The organism is Arthrobacter sp. S41, from assembly GCF_004320535.1.
Taxonomy (GTDB): domain Bacteria; phylum Actinomycetota; class Actinomycetes; order Actinomycetales; family Micrococcaceae; genus Glutamicibacter.
On the sequence record NZ_SIHY01000002.1, the window covers coordinates 426687 to 449673 of the forward strand.

Sequence of the window (22987 nt, forward strand, 5' to 3'; positions counted from 1 at the left end):
AGCCCGAACACTGACTTGGTACGAGGCACAGTGCGCTTAAAAGCGTTCGGAACTGCTCCATCGTCCCTGGCATTAGCACCTTTCGGTTTCCCGATGGTTGCTGCGACGTCTTCGAGCCAGATCTCTTAGTCGCTCTTGATGGTTTGTTGTTCTTCCATGGTTCGATATCTGCCCCGGGCGGTGCAAGCGGCATCGGGCTCACGGCTTCATACAAGGTCGCCACGCTTCATATGTCGCCAAGTTGTCATGATGACACGGGGTTTACGACCTGTTTATGACGCGCCACTTTGAGCATAATCCTTGGAATCTAGCATTTTTGCCCTGCTAGTGTGACGACTCGAAGGCTAGAGATGACACACTGTTACGGTTTTAGCCCAGCACCTCAACGTCAAAGCTGGCGACCACCGCACGCACTTCTTCCAAATAACGCTGCGCTTGATCGGTGAGCGGGATCCCGGCGTGGTCGATCCAACCGATCTCGATTCGCTCGTCGATGGACAGCGGGATGGCAACGATGGAGGGATCAAGCTCGTCGCTGATGATGCCGGTGGAGATGGTGTACCCGCCCAAGCCGATCATGAGGTTAAAGATCGTGGCGCGGTCCGAGACTTGAATTTCGCGTTGGCTTGAACGGGTGGAGAGCACCTCTTCGGAAAAGTAGAAGGAGTTGTTTGCACCCTGGTCGAAGGTAAGCCGCGGCAGGTCCTCGAGGTCTTCAAGCGTCACCTGTGCACGCGAGGCCAGCGGGTTGCTGCGCGAAATAAAAATGTGCGGATCGGCCAAGAACAGCGGATGGAAGACAAGCCTGGATTCGCGCAGCAGCTTGTCGATCACTTTCCGGTTGAAGTCGTTGCGGTACAAGATCCCAATGTCGCTACGTAGAGTGCGTACGTCCTCGATGATTTCCTCAGTGCGGGTCTCCCGGAGCGAAAATTGGTACTCCTCTGCGCCGCTGGCCTGAACCATGCGCACAAAGGCATCAACCGAAAATGAGTAGTGCTGCGTGGAGACACCAAGCAAGCGCCGAGCCGAAGGCCGGCCGAGGTAGCGATGTTCAAGAAGCTCCACCTGCTCCAGGACCTGGCGTGCATAACCCAGGAATTCTGCCCCCTCGGGGGTGAGTGTCACTCCCCTTGCGGAGCGGACCAACAGGGTGCGCCCCACTCGTGCTTCGAGCTCTTTCATGGCCGCGGACATGCTGGGCTGCGCGACGTAAATTAGGTCGGCGGCACCGGAGATGGAGCCCTCGGTAGCGACCGCGGTGAAGTAGCGAAGCTGTTGCAATGTTAAACCGCTTGTTCCTTGAACCATAGATTCAGTCTATATGAATCCATAGTTATATCGAGTTACCTGATATCAATGAAGACCCTGCATGATGGACGCATCGACTTACTTTCGGCCTGCCCAGGCCCTCATCACAAGATTGGCCGCCATGGCAGACGAGCTCACTTTCAGCATTAGCACCACCAAATTCGACGAGAATTACACTCCCTGTGCCACCTCACGAGTGACCACAAACTTCGCAAATCTGGCCCGCGGCGAGAACCGCCAACAGAACCTGCGCAACGCCCTGACGATGATCAACCGTCGCTTCAATTCGCTGGCTCACTGGGACAATCCTGCCGGCGATCGTTATGAGCTCGAACTGGAAATCATCTCGGCCAACGTGCATTTTGCCGCCGAGAATGAAGAGCAGGATTTTCCGCTTCTTGAAGTTCTAGACACCATCGTTGTCGACCGCCTCACCGGTACCCGTAGCCATGGCATGGTGGGCAATAATTTCTCTTCTTACGTCCGCGATTATGACTTCAGTGTGGTGCTTCCGGCGGCCAGCAACGGCTCGGGTGCTCCTAAGTTACCTGAAGATTTCGGCGACCTTCACGGCCAGCTCTTCCAGCATTTCTTGGATTCGGAAGCCTACCAGCAGCGTTTTAACCAGTTGCCAGTGGTCGCCATCAGCGTCTCCACTTCCAAAACCTACTACCGCACCGGCAATAGTCACCCAGTCCTTGGCTTGGAATACCAGCAGGACGAGAACTCCCTGACCGATACCTACTTCGGCAAAATGGGTTTGCAGGTGCGCTACTTCATGCCTGCAGGTTCCGTAGCTCCACTGGCTTTCTACTTCCGTGGCGATCTACTCAATGACTACACCAACCTGCAGTTGATCAGTCTGATTAGCACCATGGAGACCTTTCAGAAGATCTACCGCCCCGAGATTTACAACGCCAATTGTGCTGCCCCGTCGGTCTACCGTCCAAGCCTGAGCGCTCAGGACTTCGCTCCGACTCGGATCGACTACGACCGCGAAGAACGCACCCGACTCGGAGCTAGCCAGGGTAAGTACACGCAGGAGCACTTCATCATCCCTAATCAAGAATTGCTCAACCAATTTTCCGCCACCTGCCCAACTCCTGTCGCCTGAGAATCGAAAGATAAACGATGACTTCAAAGCTAATTCCAACCTCAATCGTCGGCAGCCTCCCCAAGCCTTCATGGCTGGCCCAACCTGAGACCCTGTGGTCCGATTGGAAGCTCCAAGGTTCCGAGCTGAGCGAAGGAAAGCAAGATGCCATGCGCGCTGCCGTACTGGAGCAGACTCAGCGTGGCATCGACATCATTAGCGATGGCGAACAGACCCGTCAGCACTTCGTCACAACCTTCATTGAGCACCTGAGCGGTGTTGACTTTGAAAAGCGTGAGACCGTGCGCATCCGCAACCGCTACGACGCAAGCGTGCCCACTGTTGTTGGTGCAGTAGAGCGAAAAAAGCCAGTATTTGTTGACGATGCAAAGTTCCTGCGTTCATACACTGACAAGCAGATTAAGTGGACGTTGCCTGGCCCAATGACCATGGTGGACACCTTGTATGACGCTCACTACCAGAGCCGCGAAAAATTGGCCTGGGAGTTCGCTACCATCCTGAATCAGGAAGCCAAGGAACTCGAAGCCGCTGGAGTGGATGTCATCCAGTTCGACGAGCCAGCGTTCAACGTCTTCTTTGACGAAGTTGCTGACTGGGGCATCGCAGCGCTGGAGCGCGCATGCGAAGGGCTAAAAGCTGAAACCGTCGCTCACATCTGTTTCGGTTACGGCATCAAGGCCAATAACGATTGGAAGGCCACCCTCGGAGCTCAGTGGCGCCACTACGAGAAGTCCTTCCCACTGTTGCAGGCTTCAACCATCAACACCGTATCTTTGGAATCGCACCACTCCAACGTGCCGATTGAAGTCGTTGAGATGGTCCGCGGCAAGAAGGTCATGCTCGGCGCCATCGATGTGGCCAGCGAAACCGTTGAAAGCCCAGAAGAAGTCGCACAGACCCTGCGCAAGGCGTTGGAATTTGTGGACGCGGACAAGCTGATTGCGAGCACCAACTGTGGCATGGCACCGTTCCCTCGCGACACTGCGCTGGCAAAGCTCAGCGCTTTGAGCGCCGGAGCGTCCATCCTGCGCGAGGAGCTCGTCGGTGCCAGCGTCTAAGGTCACCATCGACGCTACCGATTCGCTGTCCGCGGATGACTTCAAAGCTGTCTTCCGCGGACATCCGGGTGGTGTCAGCGTCATTACGGCAGATGCTGGCGACGGGCCCGTTGCGCTCACTGCCACCTCGGTGGCATCAATCAGCGTTGATCCACCGCTATTGGTCTTTTCGATCTCGGCGTTATCTTCGGCTGCCGACGTTCTTTCTCGTGCGGCAACGATCGTCGTTCATAGCCTGGATGTGCACGACCTTGAGGTTGCCAAACTGGGTGCAACCAGCGGCATTGACCGCTTCGCACAGAGCCAGTCGTGGACACGTTTAAGCACCGGCGAAACGGTGTTTGACAACGTCCGTGCGTGGGTCCGCTGCGAAGTTATTGAACGGATTCAGGCCGGAACTTCCACGGTGATTGTTGCCCGCGCTCTGCAGGCGCACATTGAACGTGATGCTCAGCCGGGCGAACTTGGTGACGCGTTGGTTTACCACAACCGTTCGTGGCATCACCTCAACGAAAATTCACGCCTAAACGGTTAAAACTCTTCGGCCGCCGTCTCATAGACGGCGGCCGAACAGCTTTAGCTGGTCCAATGGCTCTTTGCGTTAGTGCTTGGTCGACTTTCGACGTCCGAGAGCAACAAAGACCGCACCGGCAAGGGCCACCAGCAGCCCCGCTACTCCAGCGGTGACTCCGTCAAAGCCAGTGTTCGCCAGTACTGGTGTTGCGGAGTCGGCGCTCTTCTTTGTGTCTTGCTTCTTAGCCGAAGGCGCTGCACTGACATCACCGGCAGGCTCGATTTCTGCGCTAGCCGACGCAGATTCACTCTCCGATGGAACCATCTCCTGATCAGTTTGTGGTTCGTCGATATCATCGTCTTCTTGCTCCGGCTGGATCCCGAAGAACAATTCAAGGTAGTACGCTCGCAGTTGGGGATTATGGGCAAAGACTTCTTCGAGGAACGCCTGGAACTCAGTGGCGTCTTCATCGCTTTCGATACTTTCGGCGATGAATGGCAGCATCAGGTCAAGCAGTTCGAGGCCTTGGTCGGTGCTTAAGTAAGCTTCCCACTGGGCTTCATCCCAGTCGAAGCTTTCCTCGGGAAGAAGGTCGGTAATGGACTCCCAGAAAGCCAGCTCTTCGTCGGAAAGCTCGGATTCTTCGTCCCAGATGTCATCTTCAGCAAACAATTCGTCAAGAAGACGGTTCATCTCCTGCCCGGCTTCAGTTTGCTCGAAAGCTTCCCATTGAGCTTCGTCCCAATCCTCGCTGCCCTCAGGCATCAGAGCATCGATTTGGGCCCAGCGAGGGTCTTCGTCCTGGTCTGCAACGTCCGTTGGCGTGCTCGTGGACTCTGCTGACTCACTTGCTTCGGCGGTAACCTCCGTTGTGGCTTCGGGCTCCGGGGCCGACGAGGATTCTGCCACCATAGGCTCAGATTTGGCGGCCTCATCGGGCTGGCCAGTTTGTGTCTCCGAGGGCTCAGGTGTCGGGGAAATAGCAGGTTCTGACGTTGCGGTTTCGACAGGCTCTTCTACATCTGGAATCGCTTCTGACTCAGTCGAAACGACGGCCACTTCTGATTCGATGACTTCTTCTACAGGCGATTCCGGTGCAACAGTAACGACGACTGGCTCCGTCGGAGAGTCAACTGACGCTGAAGATTCAGCTGGACTCGAATTGGCCTCGTCCGTAACCACTTCTGCATTTGCTGCCGGGCCACAAAGCACCAATCCTGAGATTAGTGCAGTGGACATTGCTGCCGTGCCTAATTTAGTTTTCAATTATCCTGCTTCAAAGGGTGCGAATCGGCGTAATGCATCACGTCATCATGAATCATGAATTTGCAAATAAATACATGCTGACCTGTGCCGATAGATTGATGATTGAATCTAACGTAGCCCATTAACTGAAGAACCACAATGGAATTTTCTCACAAATCGCTAGGGGCAATCGCCGAATCAATGACTGTCTATTCGGCTTTTTGTCCACGAAGCAGTTCTTGTATTTCGGCGGTCACGGCATTTAGCGCCAGTTGGACCTCTACCGCTTTTCTCTTCCATTCTTCGTTCGATTCGTCGTCCACGAACGCGCGCAACCCTGCATCGTCACGATCAACGGCGCCTAGCCAATTCTTCGGCAATCGCTCCGCACCTAGCGCGCCGACCAGCGCCGCCGCTTCGGCACCCATGTCAGTGCTCTTTTCCTTGTCGACATGACCGCCACGACGGCGGAGCTGTCCAAGGCGCAATAACGATTCAAGCTCAAACATGAGCGTCGCTTGTCTCACTGCGAGTTCGCGGTCCTTCGCCGCGATTGATCGGGCGTTGCGCCGATCCAACGCCGACACAATCAACGCAACAATGGACGCACCAACGGCAACCACCACAGCGGCCGCCTGAACCCAGAGGGTTGTCTCTTCTGTAGTCATAACTGAACTATAGGAAGTGCCGCCGACACTTTGGACTAACTATGCACCGTTCAGATTGGTCCACGGCGCCCCGCGTCCTGAACCGTGTCCAACATGAACTCACACCATGCGTGGGCCGCCGATACGGAAAAGTCCGCATTGTGCGGATATAGATCGAAGCGCGCCTCGCTGGAACCATGCTCGGCGCTTCTTGATTCGCCAAGGCCTACTGCAACTACAGATAGCTAGCCGAGAATGCACCTCGTGGGCTGCTACGCGTCCGCACCACTGCCAAGGCTGGGCAAGTGCACGCCAAGACTTAAATGGGCGTCCCGTACAAGTTCCGATTTGTCCGGCTTCTCTGGTTCTTGACCTCGGCACACAACTACGTCCCGAACCGATATGGCGCCTACCGGCGGTTGGACTCGGCAACCATCGCGCCGGCATGGAGCACGGCTCCGGACACCACCAGCAGCCCGCCTCCAGCCGGTTCTCCGAGCACGAAAACGATTAGGCCGATTACTACCAACGTCCATCCGATAACCATTGTCGAGGTGGAACCTGCTGAGACCTTCCGGCCATTGCGCTCTGAAGTTTGAGTCATACCCTGATTCTATCCACTGGATCATTTCCACGCAGACCAATACGCTCGGCGCTCGACGATTGAGTGCACTTCTGACGCCGGACTTGTCCAGCTACAGACAGAACAGACACAATAGCCATGTACCCACCGATGATTGGAATTTCCTTGATCCTTCGTGTTCTCGTCCCCTGGCAGGATCTCGTCGACGAGTTGACGCTTCCCGGCATAGAACCGATCCTGTGGCACATCGACGATGATCCGCACGATGCGCCTGAAGCCGACGTCCTGGTCACCGAACGTCCGAGCAACCCTCGTCTACGTTCAAGAGTCTCTCGCATCAAGGGACTGAAGCATGTCCACCTGCTTTCCATCGGATACGAGTGGGTTCTGGAGCATCTTCCGAAACAAGTGTCATTAACAAATTCCAAGGGTGCCGTGGAAGACGCCACCGCCGAACACTGCCTTGCTTTGGTTCTGGCATCTCTGCGCCAGCTGCCGCGAGTCGGCCAGCAGCAGCGCGAGCGCCAGTGGACCAGAACATGGACCAGCTCGCTGCACGGGTCTAAGGTGGTGCTCCTTGGTGCTGGTGGAGTGGGCAGCGAAATCCGCTCGCGGTTGCTGCCCTTCAAACCTGCCGAGCTAACTTCTATTGCGCGCGCCGAACGAGTCCATGAGCAGGGCTACCCCGTTCATTCCTTCAATCGACTCTGGGCTATTCTTCCTACCGCCGATGTGGTGATTGTTGCCCTGCCACAGACCCCGGAAACCAAGCAACTTATCGATGCCGAATTCCTCTCGGCAATGAAAAACGGCTCGCTACTGGTCAATGTGGGACGCGGGCCCCTCATCGACACCGAAGCGCTGGTGCAGGAACTGCAATCCGGCAGGCTGCATGCGGCCTTGGATGTCACCGACCCCGAGCCGCTGCCGGCACATCATGCACTGTGGAGCGCACCGAATTGCATCATCACCCCTCACATGGCCGGAGACACCGACCAGTTCATTGCTCTGGTCAGCGAACTGGCAGTAAATCAGGTCATTGCCTTTGCGCACGGTGAAAAACTCGCCAACCGAATCATCAATTGACTCGGCGTTGAGCAGCCGATCCCCTAGGCTGGTTCCTACGATGGATACCAGAGTTAAAACGCATCAGACCGGCGGACGAGTCCGCGACATCGCCGAGCAGGATCATGCTGGTGAGGATGAGTTCCGCGTTGATGTAGAACGCATCCGCTTCTCTCCGTATTTTTCACGTCTCTCATCGGTGACGCAGGTGATTCCGCAGGGTGGTTCGGGAACCCTGGTGCATAACCGTTTGACGCATTCGCTCAAAGTCTCAGCAGTGGCTCGCTCCATCGCGATCAACCTCAGATCAACAGATGAATCAACTAGGAGACTAATCTCCGATTTGGGCGGTTGTGACCCTGTAGTTGTACAGGCGGCGGCCGCAGCACACGACCTAGGCCACCCGCCTTTTGGTCATCTTGGCGAGCAAGAACTCGATCGGGTCGCCCGTAATATGTTGGGCCTGCCGGACGGTTTTGAGGGCAATGCTCAGAGCTTTCGCATCCTTACCGCTTTAGACAGTTGCGGAGCCACTCCACGCGGAATGAACCTCACGCGAGCAGTTCGGGCAGCGGTTTTGAAGTACCCATGGACGCGCAATGAATGGCGAAGCAAGGGACCAATTTCCCCAGAGCTACTGCCCCGCGGCATCGGCACAGACCCCTCTGCTGGGGCGATGAAATACTCTGCCTACGATATCGAAGCCGCAGAGATGGCCGATGTACTTTCGGTATTTCCTGGAATAGCCCAATATCAGCAGACCTTGGAATGCTCGGTAATGGATATTGCTGACGACATCGCTTACGCGGTCCATGACCTTGATGATTTCTACCGCGCCGGAATCTTGCAGTACACGAGCGTCTCGGCCGAATTACGTGCGTGGCTTGATCATTCAGCTCAACTTAAAACACTGAAGACGGCAGAGTTGGATCAGCGCCAGCCAGGGCATGCATTGGAACTAACTTGGCGTCGCCTTGTGGCGAAGGACCCATGGATCGCCAATCCTGATGCATTCCGTGATTCCGTGCGACGAGTGGACCATGACTTGGTTGATGGACTTCTAGCCGTTCCTTACGACGGAGGGCTGCAGGCCGATCGTGCAGTGACCGCATTTACGCGCCGCTGGATCGACAGGCTCCAGGCATCGGTGACGGTTGATCGGACACCTATTGTTCGTAGCGGCCATATTCGCCTGAGCGAGGAGGCCTGGCATGACGTTGTTGTCCTCAAGTTTGTACATTCACGTTTCGTCCTAGACCGTTCCGACTTGGCCGTGTATCAGCGCGGTCAGACTAGGATCATCCGCTCGTTGGCAGAAGGATTTAATACCTGGCTCAATGATCCAGATGACGCCGGCCGCGCACCGCGACGGCTTTTAGATTCGGTAGAAGCAACCACCGAGGAATACCGTCATCTTCGAGAGACCAACCCTGAACTGTTCTCTCAGGCTGGGCCGAACGAAATTCAACGGTTGGGTCAGGCACGAGCCATCGTCGATTACATTGCTTCATTCACCGATACACAAGCAGTCTCGTTGAACTCACTACTCACGGGAACCTCTGACAGTCTTTGGGAAGCAGGCCGAGGGCTGTAACCGCTGTTGGCGGTTCGGCCCAATCCCGAGCTACACGGCTAGTGCTAGTTCGGAGAGTTCCTCAGCAACAATCTTCTGCATCAAGGAATAGGTCTGCTCGGGATTAATTCCTGCGTTGAAGTGTCGTGCCATGAGTACAGCCATCCGGTCAGCGGCTTCATTAAAGCAATTGCCGTTGTGCCCACGCACCCAAATAGCACGAGTGTCTCCCCTGCGACGCGCCATCGCTACATCAATCGCGATGTCATGAGCGCCCCGTTGGCCCTGAAGTCCACTGACGGCATCATTTACGGATTTGACCAACGCCTTGCAGTCGCTGAATATGATGAGGTCCGAATCTACGGGCGTGTGGCGAAGCGCCAATAATGCCCCCGTGGTTTCTGCCATCAACGGACTACGTGAAAAACGCTTGGGTGTAACTTGCGAAGCCCAATGTCCTTGCATGGTGACCATGGCTCCGGCACCTCGATCTTGTCCATGATGAGGAAGCGAACCGTCGGTATAAGCAATGACCGAAGACCGTGATTGATAGGCCTGCCGGGTAGCAGCCAGGGCCTGCGTGTTCACGTGATTTGCAAGTTCCATATTGAGGCCGAATAACCATGCAGGATTCAGGCAAAAAACTGGGTTCGACGCTAGCTCTTGATGACCGAGTCCGTCACGATTCGAGATGAGAATGTCTATCGCACCGGAACAAGCAATACGGCTACTGCCAGTAAACTCCGCGATGACATCGAGAATCGCCACATCTAACTCGCCGCTGCCACAAGTTCCGGTCAGGGTGATGACCGGACGATGGATGGAATCACACAGCGTGACGGCGAAATCGAAGTGCAGGCCCCTCTGACTGCGTTGAGCCAGATGTCCATGCGACATTATCGACGAAGAAAATGGCACGTAGCCATGTTTTTGCCCTGTTGCGTCACGCGTAAATGCGGAGCGCTCTACAACGGCAAGAATTCTGGTGGGTTGTGTTTGGCGCGCCTCGGTAGCAAATCTCCGCACCCCATCAGCATCTAAAACTATGGATATCCGAGATCCTGGGAAATGAGTAGTCATCATTCCTCCTAGCGCCTAAATGACTTGAAAATGATCCTACTGCCATTCACCGACACTTTGGTTTCTGACGCGTTAAATATCCTGTTTCTTTGGCGATAAAAGCAATTAGTGAATCCAACAATTCCAGCACCGACCCTCGTTGTACCGACTTTCACCACGTGAGGTCCCACTGTAATGCGCCGGAAGAATCGGACTGTATTCTTATCGCCTCTAGTCAGGTGCGCCTCTAATTGCGCCAAAAATATTGACCGTTACCCCTGCACGAGTAACGGTCAATACTGTCTGCTCAACAGCAGCGGTCTAAAGTTCTAGAGGCCCAGGCTATGGATCAGCACGGCCAGGGACACAAGGAGATTGCTCAACATCAAAAATACCTCAATCGATTTCGTTGCGTAGTTTCTTTCAGCCAGTCACAGATTCTCTTCCTGACAATTACGACACTATTATCATTGGATTCAAAGCAAAAGTGATTTATACAAAATGAGAAAGTTTTTACACTCAGAAAATGAGCGTTTTACATGCGCACTGTTGATTCGCTTTCCTTCGTTTGATAAGCGCCATCACCTTGCCAGGCGCCACGAAGTCGACTCGCAAGAAGTCTGACTTAGGACAGTTCACCAAAGTGTTGGTGCCGAATGCCCTTGAACAGGCCTATCGAACTGCCACTAGCTACTGTTGGTATAGGGCCCGATCCGACTTGAGCAAGGCGAGACAATGAGATTCTTCAAGAGCCAATTTCACGGCGACTATTCCGACCCAGCTGATAGCTTGGGCCTGCACGTGTTGAACGAGCGATCTGAAGAGCTCTATACCTACAACAGCTACCGCGATGTGTGGCTCATGGATCGAGTGAGTGCCGGGCACTATTTCTTCCCTGAGCTCTATGCGGAAGTAGGTCACCTGGTTTTTGAAGAGGTCACGGCAGAAGACGTCCCCGCCCTACTTGGTGAACTGGAGTCCGTTGCTTCTGAACCGCCTGCGCATCATCAGCACGTTCAAGGCGCCGAGCCCTCCGAGCGTGAACAAACCGATGGGTTGACGTCTGCGCAGCTGGGTATAGCGCAGCGCCCAAAAGAGTAGGAAGCCCCGACGAGGAAGAGTCGCGCCGCGAAATAACGTGAACACTAGAAACTTTTTGATGTATTACTTAAAAGTTTGAGGCGCCACCCGCAGGGGACGCCTCAAACTAGCTAACTTTGGTGACTACTTGGTCAGCAGCTCCAGAGCCTTGTTCAGCGTTGCGCTTGGGCGCATAACTGCTGCGGTCTTAGCTTCGTCCGGACGGTAGTAGCCGCCCAGGTCAACAGCCTTGCCCTGAACCTCGGCAAGCTCGGAAACGATAGCTTCCTCGTTCTCGCCCAGTGCCTTGGCCACTGCGGAGAAGGCCTCAGCAAGCTGAGCATCCTTGTCCTGCTTAGCCAATTCTTCTGCCCAGAACTTAGCCAGGTAGAAGTGGGAGCCACGGTTATCCAGTTCGCCTACCTTGCGCTTAGGCGACTTGTCTTCCAGCAGGAAGGTGCCGGTTGCGGCATCCAGGGTGTCTGCCAGAACCTGAGCGCGAGCGTTGTCGTTGTTCACGGCCAGGTGCTCGAAGGAAGCTGCCAGTGCCAGGAATTCGCCCAGCGAATCCCAACGCAGGTGGTTTTCGTTGATCAGCTGCTGCACGTGCTTTGGAGCGGATCCACCGGCACCGGTTTCGAACAGTCCGCCACCAGCCAGCAGTGGAACAATCGAAAGCATCTTTGCCGAGGTACCCAGTTCCAGAATTGGGAACAGGTCGGTCAGGTAGTCGCGCAGTACGTTACCGGTCACCGAGATGGTGTCCTCGCCCTTGCGGATGCGCTCGATGGAGTACTGGGTAGCCTCAACTGGGGACAGGATTTCGATGGTCAGGCCATCGGTATCGTGTTCCTTCAGGTATTCGTTGACCTTGGTGATCAGCACGGCGTCGTGTGCGCGCTTCTCGTCCAGCCAGAATACTGCCGGGGTCTGGGAGGCACGGGAGCGGTTCACTGCCAGCTTGACCCAGTCGCGAATAGCAACGTCCTTGGTCTGGCATGCACGCCAGATGTCACCGGCGAAGACCTGGTGTTCAATCAGAACGGTGTCGTTCTCATCAACAATCTGAACGTGGCCGTTAGCAGCCAATTCGAAGGTCTTGTCGTGGGAACCGTATTCTTCAGCCTTCTGAGCCATCAGACCAACGTTTGGCACGGTACCCATGGTGGTTGGATCGTAGGCGCCGTTGGCACGGCAGTCATCAATAACAACCTGGTAGATACCTGCGTAGGAGGAATCTGGCAGAACAGCCAGGGTGTCTGCGGTGTTGCCCTTGGCATCCCACATCTTGCCGCCCAGGCGGATCATGGCTGGCATGGAAGCGTCAACAATAACGTCCGATGGGACGTGCAGGTTGGTGATGCCCTTGTCGGAATCGACCATGGCAACTGCTGGACCTTCTTCAAGGCCCTTAGCGATCAGCTTCTCAACGCCTGCGCGAACCTCGTCAGAGAGTTCATCCAAGCCGCCGAGGATAGCGGCCAGGCCGTTGTTTGGGTTCAAGCCGGCTGCTGCCAGCTCATCACCGTAGGTGTCGAACAGCTCTGAGAAGTATGCCTTGACGACGTGACCGAAGATGATTGGGTCAGAAACCTTCATCATGGTGGCCTTCAGGTGTGCCGAGAAGAGCACACCCTCTTCCTTGGCGCGAGCAACCGAAGCCTTGAGGAACTCCGAGAGTGCAGCAACGTGCATGACGGTGCCGTCGATGACTTCGTCCTTGAGGACGTCGAAAGGCTTCTTCAGAACCTTAACTTCGCCGTCTTCGCCAACGAAGCGGATGGAGATCTTCTTGTCTGCATCGATAACAACCGACTTCTCATTCGAAGCAAAGTCGTCAGCACCCATGGTGGCGACGTTGGTCTTCGAGTCAGCGGTCCATGCACCCATGGAGTGTGGGTACTTGCGTGCGTAGTTCTTTACGCTCAGTGGTGCACGGCGGTCAGAGTTACCTTCACGCAGCACTGGGTTCACTGCAGAACCCTTGATCTTGTCGTAACGTGCGCGGACGTCGGTCTCTTCATCGGAGGAAGGATTGTCCGGGTAGTCAGGCAATGCGTAACCGGCGGCCTGCAACTCAGCGATAACAGCCTTGAGCTGAGGAATGGATGCCGAGATGTTTGGCAGCTTGATGATATTAGCTTCTGGGGACTTGGCGAGATCGCCAAGTTCGGCCAGTGCGTCGGAAATGCGCTGTTCTTCGGTGACATAGTCAGGGAAGGTTGCGATAACGCGGCCTGCCAGCGAGATATCGCGGGTCTCCAGTTCCACGCCTGCGGTCGAAGCAAAAGCTTCAACGATTGGCAGGAACGAGTGGGTCGCCAACATTGGCGCTTCGTCGGTATGGGTGTAAATAATCTTTGCCATAGGTTTGGCGTCTCCCTGAACCTCGTGCGGAAGCGGGGTTAACCGCCCTGAACTCAACGTTCCAAATCTACCCGATTTTGCTCTGCACCACACTTCCACGGGGTGCGAATGATCTTTGGGAATCTCATTTTTGCCCCGAAATACCGGGATGAATAGCGTGGGAGCACTTTGTCACATTTAAGTTAATCTCCCATAACTCAATGCTGCTTCCGGCGCTACTCAGGAAAGCGCTAGGCCAGTGGAGGAAATTTGCACCATCTCTTTGACCGCCTGCTCAAAGAATTCGGAAGGCACAGCGCCAGTTCCAGATCTTTCAGCTTGGGTGAAACACTGCCAGGCGACGCGCCAGCTGGACGCGACCATCTCGGCAATCAATAACGCCTGCATTTGTGTAACCAAACCCCGGTCGACCAGGGACCGACTCAGCTCAACAACTAGCTCCTGTTCCCTACTGGTCGCGATTAACAGCAGCTTAGGGACAGAGACCATCAGGCGCGTCACGCGACGGAATTCATGCTGTTCAATTTCTGCAGAAAAATGATCCCTGCACACTTGCAACAGAGCCTGGAATATCGATGCCGGAGTAGCGCCCGCGGCAAGTTCAAGGCCCGTCAACGCGGTAACCAGCTCGCCCTGTCCAGGGACGATGGCTGATTCTTTGGAATCAAAATAGCGAAAGAACGTGCGATCCGAGATGCCCACTTGCTGCGCAATTCGTGAAACGGTCGTGGCTTCCAAACCGAACTCTTCAACAAGGTCCAATGCAGCTGCTTGAATCTTGCGCGAGGTCTCAGCCTTGCGTTCATCTCGAATCCCCATACATTCCTCCATACCTGTTAACTTCTAGCGATCGTCTCATAAGCCGGAAGAAAAGTAGTTTCCTGTCACACTCTGACACTTTTCCTTACGAAATTGTGTCACTCTATGACACTATTTGACAGTTGAAGATTCCCAGAAAGAGAAAAAGTGACGTCAGAACCTACAAAAACTGAGCCCCAAGCTTCACCCCCACAGTCCGCTCGAGCAGCGTTGAGCACCAAGGCGCTCACCGGCATTATTGCCGCGCTCGCGTTGGCAGCTTTCATGATGATTCTGAATGAAACAGTGTTGACGGTGGCACTGCCAGGAATCATGGCTGATATGAATATCACCGCAGCGACCGGCCAGTGGCTCACCACCGGCTTCCTGCTCACCATGTCAGTGGTTATCCCAACGACCGGCTTTTTGCTACAGCGGTTCAACCACCGTTCGCTGTTCATGTTTGCCATCATCAGCTTCTTGGTGGGTACAGTCATCGCGGTCATTGCCCCGAGTTTTGCCTTCTTGCTCTTAGCCCGCATCATCCAGGCGCTGGGCACGGCCATCATCTTGCCGTTGCTCATGACCACTACCCTCACGTTGGTACCGGTCCACCTGCGCGGCACCATCATGGGTTTAAACTCCATCGTCATTGGCGTGGGTCCTGCGATCGGCCCCACCGTTTCAGGCGCCGTAGTGCACGCCCTGGGATGGCACTACATCTTTGCGATGATGCTCCCCATCGCTGCGGTAGTGCTGATCTTGGGAATCATTTTCTTCAAGGTTCCATCTACTGCGCGCAGCATTCGAGTGGACGGCTTGTCAGTTGTCCTCTCCGCACTGGCTTTTGGTTTCTTGGTGTACGGCATTTCTAGCATCGAGCACGCCTCGACCAACCCGGCACTAACGATTCTCAGCTTTGTCGTTGGCTTGGTTTCGCTAGCGATTTTCATCAAGCGACAGCTAAAGCTGACCGGACGGGGCCGAGAACTACTGAACCTCTCCGCCTTCAGCTCCCGAGGGTTCACCTTTGCGATCATCATGATCATGATCGCCTTTGGCACCCTGCTCGGCTCGTTGATGATCGTTCCGTTGATGCTGGAATCAGGCAAGGGGATCGATTCTTTGAAGATCGGCATGATGCTGCTTCCTGGCGGTGTTGCGCAGGCGATTGCCTCTCCCATTTTCGGCCGCATCTATGACAAGCACGGTCCACGTCCAGTCCTGATCCCAGGTGCCATCATGCTCGCCGCCGGCCAGTGGCTTTACACGCTGATCAACGCGGAAACGCAATTGTGGATGTTCATGATCACCCATATCGTCTTCTCCATCGGTCTGGCACTGCTGATGACCGGGTTGATGTCCTCGGCCATGGCGACCCTGGATCCGCGGCTCTTCGGCCACGGTTCTGCCATTTTCAACACTGGACAGCAATTAGGCGGAGCCATCGGCACCACCATTTTCGTCACGGTGATGTCTGTGATCTCGAAGGCGAAAATTAACGCCGGTACTGACGCTGCGCAGGCCCTGTTCTCGGGCGCTCATATCGCGTTCATCATCGGTGCAGTGCTGGCAACGATAGGGATCGTCTTCGCTGTGTGCATCAAGGGCTCTGCTCCAGCACAGCGTCGATAGGAATCGGTGGGGCTTGAGCATTTCGTGGTGCGAAGTGCGGGCCACGTTGCTCGGGCGGTGGAACCTCTGGTGGTAGCTTGAAGGCACATCGGGGAATACCACTGACCTTGGTCTTCCTCGCATTCCGGATTCTCCGGGTCAGCAGAGAGGACGCAGCATGGCAACGACGCCAGAAGCCGACATGAGTGATCTAGCGATCGCTTCACGAACGGTGCTCAAGCCCATCGCAGACATTGCCGCGAATGCAGGAATTGAACACGAGGCAGTGGAACCCTACGGACGCTACAAGGCCAAGGTCGACCCCTCGTTACTCACGGGAAATAGGACACGCCGCGGACAGGTAGTCCTGGTCAGCGGAATGTCTCCGACTCCCGCCGGTGAGGGGAAAACTACCATGGTGGTCGGCCTGGCCGATGCCTTGGCAGCAACCGGGGCAAAAACCATGATCGCCCTGCGCGAGCCTTCGGTGGGCCCGAGCTTCGGCATGAAGGGCGGGGCCACCGGCGGAGGCCAGTCGCAGGTGCTGCCGATGGATGAAATCAATCTGCATTTCACCGGGGACTTCCACGCCATCACCAGCGCCAACAACCTGCTGATGGCGCTGGTCGATAACCACCTGCACCACGGAAACCAATTGGGCCTCGACCCGCAACGCATCACCTTCAAGCGCGTCCTGGATATGAATGATCGCGCCTTGCGCACCGTGCTGATCGGACTGGGCGGGCCAACAGATGGCGTCCCGCGCGAGACCGGATTCGAGATTACCGCAGCCTCTGAAGTCATGGCAGTCTTCTGCCTAGCCACCGGTCTTGAAGATTTGCGCGCACGACTTGGCCGCATGACCGTCGGCTATACATATGAGATGAAACCGGTGACCGTCGATGACTTAGGCGCAGCTGGAGCCTTGACGTTGCTGCTCAAGGACGCGATCAAACCGAATCTTGTACAGAGCATCGCCGGCACCCCAGCGTTCATTCATGGTGGGCCCTTCGCCAACATTGCCCACGGGTGCAATTCGGCTATCGCCACCAACACGGCTCGATCTCTGGCGGACATTGTGGTGACCGAGGCAGGCTTCGGCACCGATCTTGGGGCCGAGAAGTTCATGGACATCAAGGCTCGATATGCCGATTGCGCCCCGAGCGCCGTGGTGATCACCGCGACCATTCGTGCCTTAAAAATGCATGGTGGAGTTGCCAAAGAAGAGCTCGGTGCCGAGAACATCGACGCCGTGCGCGCCGGATTGCCCAACCTCGCTCGCCATGTCTCCATCATCCAGAAGTTCGGCATCCCACCGGTCATTGGCATCAACCAATTCAGCAAGGACACCCAGGCTGAGCTCAAGGTCGTCACCGACTGGGCGGCCGAGAATGCAATTGCCTGTGCGGTGGCCGATGTCTGGGGTCAGGGTGGCGCAGGGGCCGGCGCACTGGCCGAGGCAGTAGTGCGGGCCATCCAGTCCCCCGCAGATTTCAAGCACCTGTACGACCTCGATCAAAGTGTAGAAGAGAAAATTCTGACCTTGACGCAAGAAATCTACGGTGGCGAAGGCGTCGAGTATTCGGTTAAGGCGCAGCGAATGCTGGAGCAGATCCATGCCAACGGCTGGGATCGATTGCCGGTCTGCATAGCGAAAACGCAGTATTCCTTCTCCGATGATCCTCAACTGCTCGGTGCCCCACAAGGATTCAGGCTGCAGATCCGCGAATTGATTCCCAAAACCGGCGCGGGCTTCATTGTTGCCATTACCGGAGCATTAACTACGATGCCGGGGCTACCCAAGGTGCCGGCTGCCCTGCGCATGGGTGTTGACGGTCAGGGGAAGGCAGTAGGCCTGTCTTAAACATCCCCGGTCGAGCGTTGAATCTTTCGAAACCTTTCTCAGATTGTTGAACAATTATCGAAAGTAAGGCATTCTTTTACCAAGACATGTTCACGAGACGGGGATCACAATGCCATTCATAGACCTGAATTCCGACGTAGGCGAATCATTCGGCAACTGGAAAATGGGCGATGACGCCGCCATCTTCACCTCCGTCTCCTCGGCAAATATCGCTTGCGGTTTCCATGCCGGGGACCCAAGCACCATCGCACAAACCTGCCGCGATGCCGTCAGTGCTAACGTCACCATCGGCGCGCACGTAGGCTACCGGGATCTGGCCGGCTTCGGCCGTCGTTTCCTGGACTGCTCGGCGACCGAGCTAGCTGACGACGTCCTGTACCAACTCGGTGCCTTGCAGGCTCTAGCTCGCAGCGCCGGCGCAGAAATCAAGTACGTCAAGCCCCACGGCGCCCTCTACAACACGATCGTGCACCACGAGGTACATGCCCAAGCGGTCATCGATGCCATCAAGGCTTTCGGCACGGACCTTCCGGTGTTGCTCCTGCCTGGATCCGTTGCCCTGCGCAAGGCTGAGGCCGCCGGGCTACTCGGCGTTGCCGAAGCTTTTGCCGACCGCAATTACAACCCAGATGGCACCTTGGTCTCCCGCCGCGAAGCCAACGCGGTACTGCATGACCCCGAAGCGGTCACCCAAAATATGATCCGTCTGGCCACCGAAGGAACCATCGTTGCTGTCGATGGCAGCACAATCACCATGCCAGCCGAAAGCATCTGCCTTCACGGAGACACCGCAGGAGCAGTGGCCATGGCTCGTGCTGTCCGCGCCGGATTAGAAAACGCCGGAGTACAGATCCGGAGCTTCGCGTGAGCATCCGCGCTATCCACCGGGCTGGATCCAATGATCTGCTCGTCGACCTAGACTCACTCGATGCCGTCCTTGCGCTCAATGCCGCTTTGGAATCTGCTCCCCTATCCGGACAGCGCGATCTCTTGGCCGCTGCCCAGACAGTACTACTGAAGTTCGATTCGCCGCAGAGCGCCGAACGAGCCCTGGCAACATTGCCAGAACTTGAAGTCGCTTCTGCAGTTCAGAACGCGGGCAAGCTGGTAGAAGTACCAGTTCATTATGATGGTGAGGATCTGACGGCAGTCGCCGAGCTGACCGGACTGAGCACCGAAGCAGTCATCAATGCCCATACAAGCCAGAAATGGCGGGCAGTATTTGGCGGATTCGCTCCCGGCTTCGCCTATCTGCTCGGCGAAAACCACGTCTTGAATGTCCCACGCCGAAACTCCCCGCGCACCAAAGTGCCCGCCGGAGCCGTGGCCCTGGCCGGCGAATACTCGGCTGTTTATCCGCGTCAATCCCCCGGTGGCTGGCAGTTGATCGGGCATACCGATCTGCAAATGTGGGATCTGCAGCGCGAAAACCCTGCGTTGATCCGACCACAAGATACTGTGCAGTTCATCCCGGCTACCCATAAAATTTCGGTGAGCCACGCGCCCGCCGCACGAGACGAAGCGCCAGCGCAGGCACCTGGCGGTGGCCTAAAAATCATCGATGCAGGGCTGCAGTCCCTGCTCCAGGATGCCGGACGCATCGGTTACGGAAACCTCGGAGTCGGCGTTGCCGGAGCGGCAGACCCCGCCGCATTCCACCAAGCCAATCGACTTGTCGGCAACCCGGCAGGCCAGGCGGTCATTGAAAATCTGGGCAGCCGCATCACCCTCGAAGCCAGCGGCGATCAAGTTTTGGCACATACCGGGGCGCAAGCGCAGCTGTGGATTACCCCGGCTGAGGATGACCAGCTACGCACCCCACGGCAGGTCGCCAGCAACGCTCCCTTTGCACTACTGAACGGCGAGCGCCTGAGCGTGGAGCCCGACGGCCTGGGGTTGCGCAGCTACCTCGCGGTGCGTGGAACCATTGCGCTCACACCAGTTCTGGGTTCCCTGTCCACCGACACACTCTCTGGGGTTGGCCCCGATCCGCTGGTTTCCGGATCCGTCATTCCGGTCAGGCAGCCAGCCATCGGACGCATAGTCGGCAATCCGCAGCCGAGCACGCTACCGGTTCCCGATGAGCAGGGGGTGTACCAGCTCAGAGTGATCGCCGGACCTCGCACCGAGTGGTTTGGCCCATCCGGGGTGCGACAGCTGACCGAACAACTCTGGAATGTCACCAGCGAGTCGAACCGCGTAGGCATCCGCTTGTCGACCGACCAGCAGCCCTTACAGCGTGTGCTCTCCGGGGAGCTCGCCAGTGAAGGCGTCGCCAGAGGATCCTTGCAGGTTCCACCGTCGGGCCTTCCTGTGCTCTTCCTGGCTGATCATCCGGTCACCGGTGGCTACCCGGTGATCGCCACGGTGATCGCCGAAGACCTCAGCGCTGCAGCGCAGCTTCCCCCGGGAAGCAATATTCGATTTGTCCTCCAGTCCCCCGCCGCTTTGACGGCCAAGTAACTTCTTAGGATTGTCATGAAAAAGGTACTGATCGCCAACCGCGGCGAAATCGCAGTTCGCATTGCCCGGGCGGCCACTGATACAAATATTAGTTCCGTAGCTATTTACTCGGACCCAGACGCCGACGCCTTGCACGTACGGCGTGCCGACGAGGCTTACCCGCTGCATGGATCCACCGGCGCTGACACCTACTTGAATATCGAGAAGATCATTGAGATCGCCCAGCGCTGCGGGGCCGACGCGGTACACCCTGGCTATGGTTTCCTTTCGGAGAACGCCAACTTTGCCCAGGCGGTGATTGACGCTGGGATGAAATGGATCGGCCCCTCGCCGCAGGCCATTGAGGAACTGGGCAATAAGGTCACTGCTCGTCAGATTGCCGTTCGTGCCGGGGCACCATTGGCACCAGGCACCGATGGTCCTGCCGAAAATGCTGCAGAGGTTCGTGCCTTTGCCGAGGAATATGGTGTGCCCGTAGCTATCAAGGCTGCCTTTGGCGGTGGCGGCCGCGGCATCAAAATCGCGTATTCGCTCGATGAGATCTCCGAGGCCTTCGAGTCTGCCACGCGTGAGGCCACCGTGGCCTTTGGCCGCGGTGAATGCTTCGTGGAGCGTTTCCTCTCCAAGCCACGACATGTTGAGGCACAGGTTCTAGCTGATACCCACGGCAATGTTGTCGTCGTTGGTACCCGTGATTGCTCACTGCAGCGCCGTCACCAGAAGCTGGTGGAGGAAGCACCGGCGCCGTTCCTCAGCGATGAGCAGCGAACCCGCATCCACGAATCGGCGAAGGCGATCTGCAAGGAAGCTGGCTACGTTGGCGCCGGCACCGTTGAGTATCTGGTTGCCCAAGACGGCCTGATCTCCTTCTTGGAGGTCAATACCCGTTTGCAGGTGGAACACCCGATCACCGAAGAAACCGCTGGCGTGGATTTGGTGGCAGAGCAGTTCCGCATCGCTGATGGCCTGCCGCTATCACTGAGCGAAGACCCAACTCCCCAGGGCCATGCCTTTGAATTCCGCATCAACGCCGAGGACCCTGCCCGCGGATTCCTTCCAGCTCCGGGCACCGTAGAACGCTTCGAGGCACCCACGGGCGCCGGGGTGCGTATCGATTCTGGTGTTCGCAGCGGTTCAATCATTCCACCGTTCTACGACTCAATGATTGCCAAGCTCATTGTGCACGGAGCCGACCGCAATCAGGCGTTGCGTCGAGCCCGCCTGGCTCTGGAGGAGATCACCATTGCCGGTGTTCCGACGGTCCTACCGTTCCACCGTGCGGTCATCGACCACGAAGACTTTAATGGGGAAAAGCTGAAGGTCTACACGACCTGGATTGAGGACGAATTCCTCAATGAAGTCGGGGCCAGCGATGAGATGGATCTTGACCAGCAAGATACCAGCCGGGAAACGATCACCATTGAGCTCGACGGCAAGGCGGTCCAACTCGGATTACCCGCCGCTCTCACCAACGCCTTGCGCAACCCATCGGGTGCTGGTTCCTCCCAGACAGCTCAGACCCAGGATACTGCCGAGCAAGATGCTTCCTCCGTACTCAGCCCAATGGATGGCAATCTCGTGCGCTTCGCAGTCGAAGACGGTGAGACCGTTTCCAAGGGGCAAACCGTCGCCGTGGTTGAAGCCATGAAAATGGAGTCTGCCGTAGCGGCCCATCGCGACGGAGTATTCACCGCAGGCAGTATTGACGTTGGGGCTGCGGTACGTCGTTCCGACGCGCTGGGCAGTATCCAGTAACTGGACCTCCGCCCGTTCTATTTTAGGCAACGAGTTGGGATAAATTGGACTAATGAAATCCAGCAGCAATGTCTCCAAGCTTCCAGCCAAAGCGCCCCATGCGCACAGCGGCGTTTGGGCCGCGAACCTTTTGCGCACTCGCATCGCTGAAGGTGAATTGTTGCCCGGAGACAAGCTGTCTGAACAGTCCTTGGCGGAGTCATTGGGGCTTTCACGCAATACCTTGCGTGAAAGCTTCACCCTGCTCGACAGTGAACTGATCATCACCCGAATCCCCAACCGCGGGGTTTTTGTTGCGTCTCCCGATGCTGATGATGTGCGCGAAATTTATGCGGTGAGACGCACCATTGAGCCTGCTTGCCTGGCTTGGGGTCCAGAACTGGATTTGGAGCAGCTGGGCAAGATCATTGTCGAAGCTCGTGCGGCTTTGGCGGCCAAAGACATTCCACGAATGGCTAGTGCCAATCAGGCGTTCCATCAGCAGCTGGTTCGATCCTCTGACAGCGCTTTGGTCCAAGAGCTCATGGGACGTGTGCTGGCCAAAATGCGTTTGGTCTTCCACGCAATGAGCGACGCCCCTGATTTCCACTCGCACTATGTGGAGCAAAATGCCCGCCTGGTTGAACTACTGAATAAGGGCCAACGCGATGAAGCAGCGACGGCCCTGCGCGGGTACTTGGACAAGGCTGAAGCAGAGTTGCTCGAACACATCAACAAGGCATCCGAATAGCGTCAACGCTGGTTGCGCCTCCGTGTCAGTCTTGCGATTTCTGTCTCACCGACAACATGGCCATTGAGCTTCTTCAGACTTCGCTACGCCAGATCCACCGTCGTTGCGCTTGACCAATGAGACCTGACTGGCCTGGCACGAACAGCC

The 22987-nt window shown here is 56.4% G+C and carries 19 protein-coding genes and 1 riboswitch; of the genes, 12 read left to right on the plus strand and 7 right to left on the minus strand.

Annotated elements, in window-relative coordinates; all coding sequences use genetic code 11:
* Positions 1-54: 54 nt before the first annotated feature.
* A riboswitch (SAM riboswitch) is annotated at positions 55-145 on the minus strand.
* Positions 146-369: 224 nt separating this feature from the next.
* Complete coding sequence (locus EYR88_RS13300) at positions 370-1311, minus strand: LysR family transcriptional regulator (protein ID WP_131090235.1); 942 nt, start codon at positions 1309-1311, stop codon at positions 370-372.
* A 121-nt stretch (positions 1312-1432) separates the two neighbouring features.
* On the opposite strand from EYR88_RS13300, the gene EYR88_RS13305 reads away from it, so the two are divergent.
* The 3 genes from EYR88_RS13305 to EYR88_RS13315 are packed head-to-tail and all read left to right on the plus strand — an operon-like array spanning position 1433 to position 4018.
* Complete coding sequence (locus tag EYR88_RS13305) at positions 1433-2425, plus strand: putative oxygenase MesX (protein ID WP_131090236.1); 993 nt, start codon at positions 1433-1435, stop codon at positions 2423-2425.
* 17 nt (positions 2426-2442) lie between these two features.
* Complete coding sequence (locus tag EYR88_RS13310; protein WP_131090237.1) at positions 2443-3483, plus strand: methionine synthase; 1041 nt, start codon at positions 2443-2445, stop codon at positions 3481-3483.
* Entirely contained in the window at positions 3470-4018 is a 549-nt protein-coding gene (locus tag EYR88_RS13315; RefSeq protein ID WP_131090238.1) for a flavin reductase family protein, read from the plus strand. Before EYR88_RS13310 ends, EYR88_RS13315 begins: the two co-directional genes overlap by 14 nt.
* 66 nt (positions 4019-4084) lie before the next feature.
* Here EYR88_RS13315 and EYR88_RS13320 read toward each other — a convergent pair whose 3' ends face one another.
* The 3 genes from EYR88_RS13320 to EYR88_RS13330 form a co-directional block, all read right to left on the minus strand.
* A complete protein-coding gene (locus tag EYR88_RS13320) occupies positions 4085-5236 on the minus strand; it encodes a hypothetical protein (RefSeq protein WP_131090239.1) in 1152 nt (383 codons plus the stop codon).
* 215 nt (positions 5237-5451) lie between these two features.
* The gene (locus EYR88_RS13325) at positions 5452-5910 is read right to left on the minus strand and encodes a hypothetical protein (protein WP_131090240.1); all 459 of its coding nucleotides are present in this window, start codon (positions 5908-5910) and stop codon (positions 5452-5454) included.
* Between the two features lie 388 nt (positions 5911-6298).
* Complete coding sequence (locus tag EYR88_RS13330; protein WP_131090241.1) at positions 6299-6493, minus strand: hypothetical protein; 195 nt, start codon at positions 6491-6493, stop codon at positions 6299-6301.
* Positions 6494-6610: 117 nt separating this feature from the next.
* On the opposite strand from EYR88_RS13330, the gene EYR88_RS13335 reads away from it, so the two are divergent.
* Positions 6611-7558, plus strand: coding sequence for a 2-hydroxyacid dehydrogenase (locus EYR88_RS13335; protein ID WP_131090242.1), 948 nt, complete (start codon positions 6611-6613; stop codon positions 7556-7558).
* A gap of 40 nt (positions 7559-7598) precedes the next feature.
* On the plus strand, positions 7599-9131 hold the full coding sequence (gene dgt, locus EYR88_RS13340; RefSeq protein ID WP_131090243.1) for a dGTP triphosphohydrolase: 1533 nt from the start codon (positions 7599-7601) through the stop codon (positions 9129-9131).
* Between the two features lie 30 nt (positions 9132-9161).
* On the opposite strand, the gene EYR88_RS13345 is transcribed toward dgt, so the two are convergent.
* The gene (locus tag EYR88_RS13345; RefSeq protein WP_165477370.1) at positions 9162-10190 is read right to left on the minus strand and encodes an RNase H family protein; all 1029 of its coding nucleotides are present in this window, start codon (positions 10188-10190) and stop codon (positions 9162-9164) included.
* 714 nt (positions 10191-10904) lie between these two features.
* Between EYR88_RS13345 and EYR88_RS13350 the strand changes: the two genes are divergently transcribed.
* Entirely contained in the window at positions 10905-11270 is a 366-nt protein-coding gene (locus tag EYR88_RS13350; protein WP_131090245.1) for a hypothetical protein, read from the plus strand.
* A gap of 123 nt (positions 11271-11393) precedes the next feature.
* Here the strand turns inward: EYR88_RS13350 and EYR88_RS13355 are convergent, their stop codons facing one another.
* Both EYR88_RS13355 and EYR88_RS13360 read right to left on the minus strand, forming a co-directional pair.
* Positions 11394-13616: an NADP-dependent isocitrate dehydrogenase gene (locus EYR88_RS13355; RefSeq protein WP_131090246.1), complete on the minus strand. Its 2223-nt coding sequence runs from the start codon at positions 13614-13616 to the stop codon at positions 11394-11396.
* Between the two features lie 219 nt (positions 13617-13835).
* Entirely contained in the window at positions 13836-14435 is a 600-nt protein-coding gene (locus tag EYR88_RS13360; RefSeq protein ID WP_165477371.1) for a TetR family transcriptional regulator, read from the minus strand.
* Between the two features lie 147 nt (positions 14436-14582).
* On the opposite strand from EYR88_RS13360, the gene EYR88_RS13365 reads away from it, so the two are divergent.
* The 6 genes from EYR88_RS13365 (at position 14583) to EYR88_RS13390 (ending at position 22840) form a co-directional block, all read left to right on the plus strand.
* Entirely contained in the window at positions 14583-16049 is a 1467-nt protein-coding gene (locus tag EYR88_RS13365; RefSeq protein WP_131090248.1) for a DHA2 family efflux MFS transporter permease subunit, read from the plus strand.
* 157 nt (positions 16050-16206) lie between these two features.
* A complete protein-coding gene (locus tag EYR88_RS13370) occupies positions 16207-17892 on the plus strand; it encodes a formate--tetrahydrofolate ligase (RefSeq protein ID WP_131090249.1) in 1686 nt (561 codons plus the stop codon).
* A 109-nt stretch (positions 17893-18001) separates the two neighbouring features.
* Positions 18002-18760, plus strand: a complete 759-nt coding sequence (locus tag EYR88_RS13375; protein WP_131090250.1) for a 5-oxoprolinase subunit PxpA — start codon at positions 18002-18004, stop codon at positions 18758-18760.
* Positions 18757-20355 carry a carboxyltransferase domain-containing protein gene (locus EYR88_RS13380; RefSeq protein ID WP_131090251.1) on the plus strand — a complete coding sequence of 533 codons (1599 nt, stop codon included), beginning with the start codon at positions 18757-18759 and terminating at the stop codon, positions 20353-20355. The genes EYR88_RS13375 and EYR88_RS13380 overlap by 4 nt, the downstream gene beginning before the upstream one ends.
* 15 nt (positions 20356-20370) lie before the next feature.
* Positions 20371-22110 carry a biotin carboxylase N-terminal domain-containing protein gene (locus EYR88_RS13385; RefSeq protein WP_131090252.1) on the plus strand — a complete coding sequence of 580 codons (1740 nt, stop codon included), beginning with the start codon at positions 20371-20373 and terminating at the stop codon, positions 22108-22110.
* Positions 22111-22162: 52 nt separating this feature from the next.
* Positions 22163-22840, plus strand: coding sequence for a GntR family transcriptional regulator (locus EYR88_RS13390; RefSeq protein WP_131090253.1), 678 nt, complete (start codon positions 22163-22165; stop codon positions 22838-22840).
* Positions 22841-22987 lie beyond the last annotated feature (147 nt).

What these genes read in the sequence shown, in the direction of transcription:
- EYR88_RS13360 (WP_165477371.1), bottom strand. Translation starts at nt 14,435, where the DNA reads ATGGGGATTCGAGATGAACGCAAGGCTGAGACCTCGCGCAAGATTCAA.
- EYR88_RS13335 (WP_131090242.1), top strand. Translation starts at nt 6,611, where the DNA reads ATGTACCCACCGATGATTGGAATTTCCTTGATCCTTCGTGTTCTCGTC.
- EYR88_RS13375 (WP_131090250.1), top strand. Translation starts at nt 18,002, where the DNA reads ATGCCATTCATAGACCTGAATTCCGACGTAGGCGAATCATTCGGCAAC.
- EYR88_RS13350 (WP_131090245.1), top strand. Translation starts at nt 10,905, where the DNA reads ATGAGATTCTTCAAGAGCCAATTTCACGGCGACTATTCCGACCCAGCT.
- EYR88_RS13320 (WP_131090239.1), bottom strand. Translation starts at nt 5,236, where the DNA reads ATGTCCACTGCACTAATCTCAGGATTGGTGCTTTGTGGCCCGGCAGCA.
- EYR88_RS13300 (WP_131090235.1), bottom strand. Translation starts at nt 1,311, where the DNA reads ATGGTTCAAGGAACAAGCGGTTTAACATTGCAACAGCTTCGCTACTTC.
- EYR88_RS13390 (WP_131090253.1), top strand. Translation starts at nt 22,163, where the DNA reads ATGAAATCCAGCAGCAATGTCTCCAAGCTTCCAGCCAAAGCGCCCCAT.
- EYR88_RS13385 (WP_131090252.1), top strand. Translation starts at nt 20,371, where the DNA reads ATGAAAAAGGTACTGATCGCCAACCGCGGCGAAATCGCAGTTCGCATT.
- EYR88_RS13310 (WP_131090237.1), top strand. Translation starts at nt 2,443, where the DNA reads ATGACTTCAAAGCTAATTCCAACCTCAATCGTCGGCAGCCTCCCCAAG.
- EYR88_RS13305 (WP_131090236.1), top strand. Translation starts at nt 1,433, where the DNA reads ATGGCAGACGAGCTCACTTTCAGCATTAGCACCACCAAATTCGACGAG.
- EYR88_RS13330 (WP_131090241.1), bottom strand. Translation starts at nt 6,493, where the DNA reads ATGACTCAAACTTCAGAGCGCAATGGCCGGAAGGTCTCAGCAGGTTCC.
- EYR88_RS13345 (WP_165477370.1), bottom strand. Translation starts at nt 10,190, where the DNA reads ATGACTACTCATTTCCCAGGATCTCGGATATCCATAGTTTTAGATGCT.
- EYR88_RS13355 (WP_131090246.1), bottom strand. Translation starts at nt 13,616, where the DNA reads ATGGCAAAGATTATTTACACCCATACCGACGAAGCGCCAATGTTGGCG.
- dgt (WP_131090243.1), top strand. Translation starts at nt 7,599, where the DNA reads ATGGATACCAGAGTTAAAACGCATCAGACCGGCGGACGAGTCCGCGAC.
- EYR88_RS13370 (WP_131090249.1), top strand. Translation starts at nt 16,207, where the DNA reads ATGGCAACGACGCCAGAAGCCGACATGAGTGATCTAGCGATCGCTTCA.
- EYR88_RS13325 (WP_131090240.1), bottom strand. Translation starts at nt 5,910, where the DNA reads ATGACTACAGAAGAGACAACCCTCTGGGTTCAGGCGGCCGCTGTGGTG.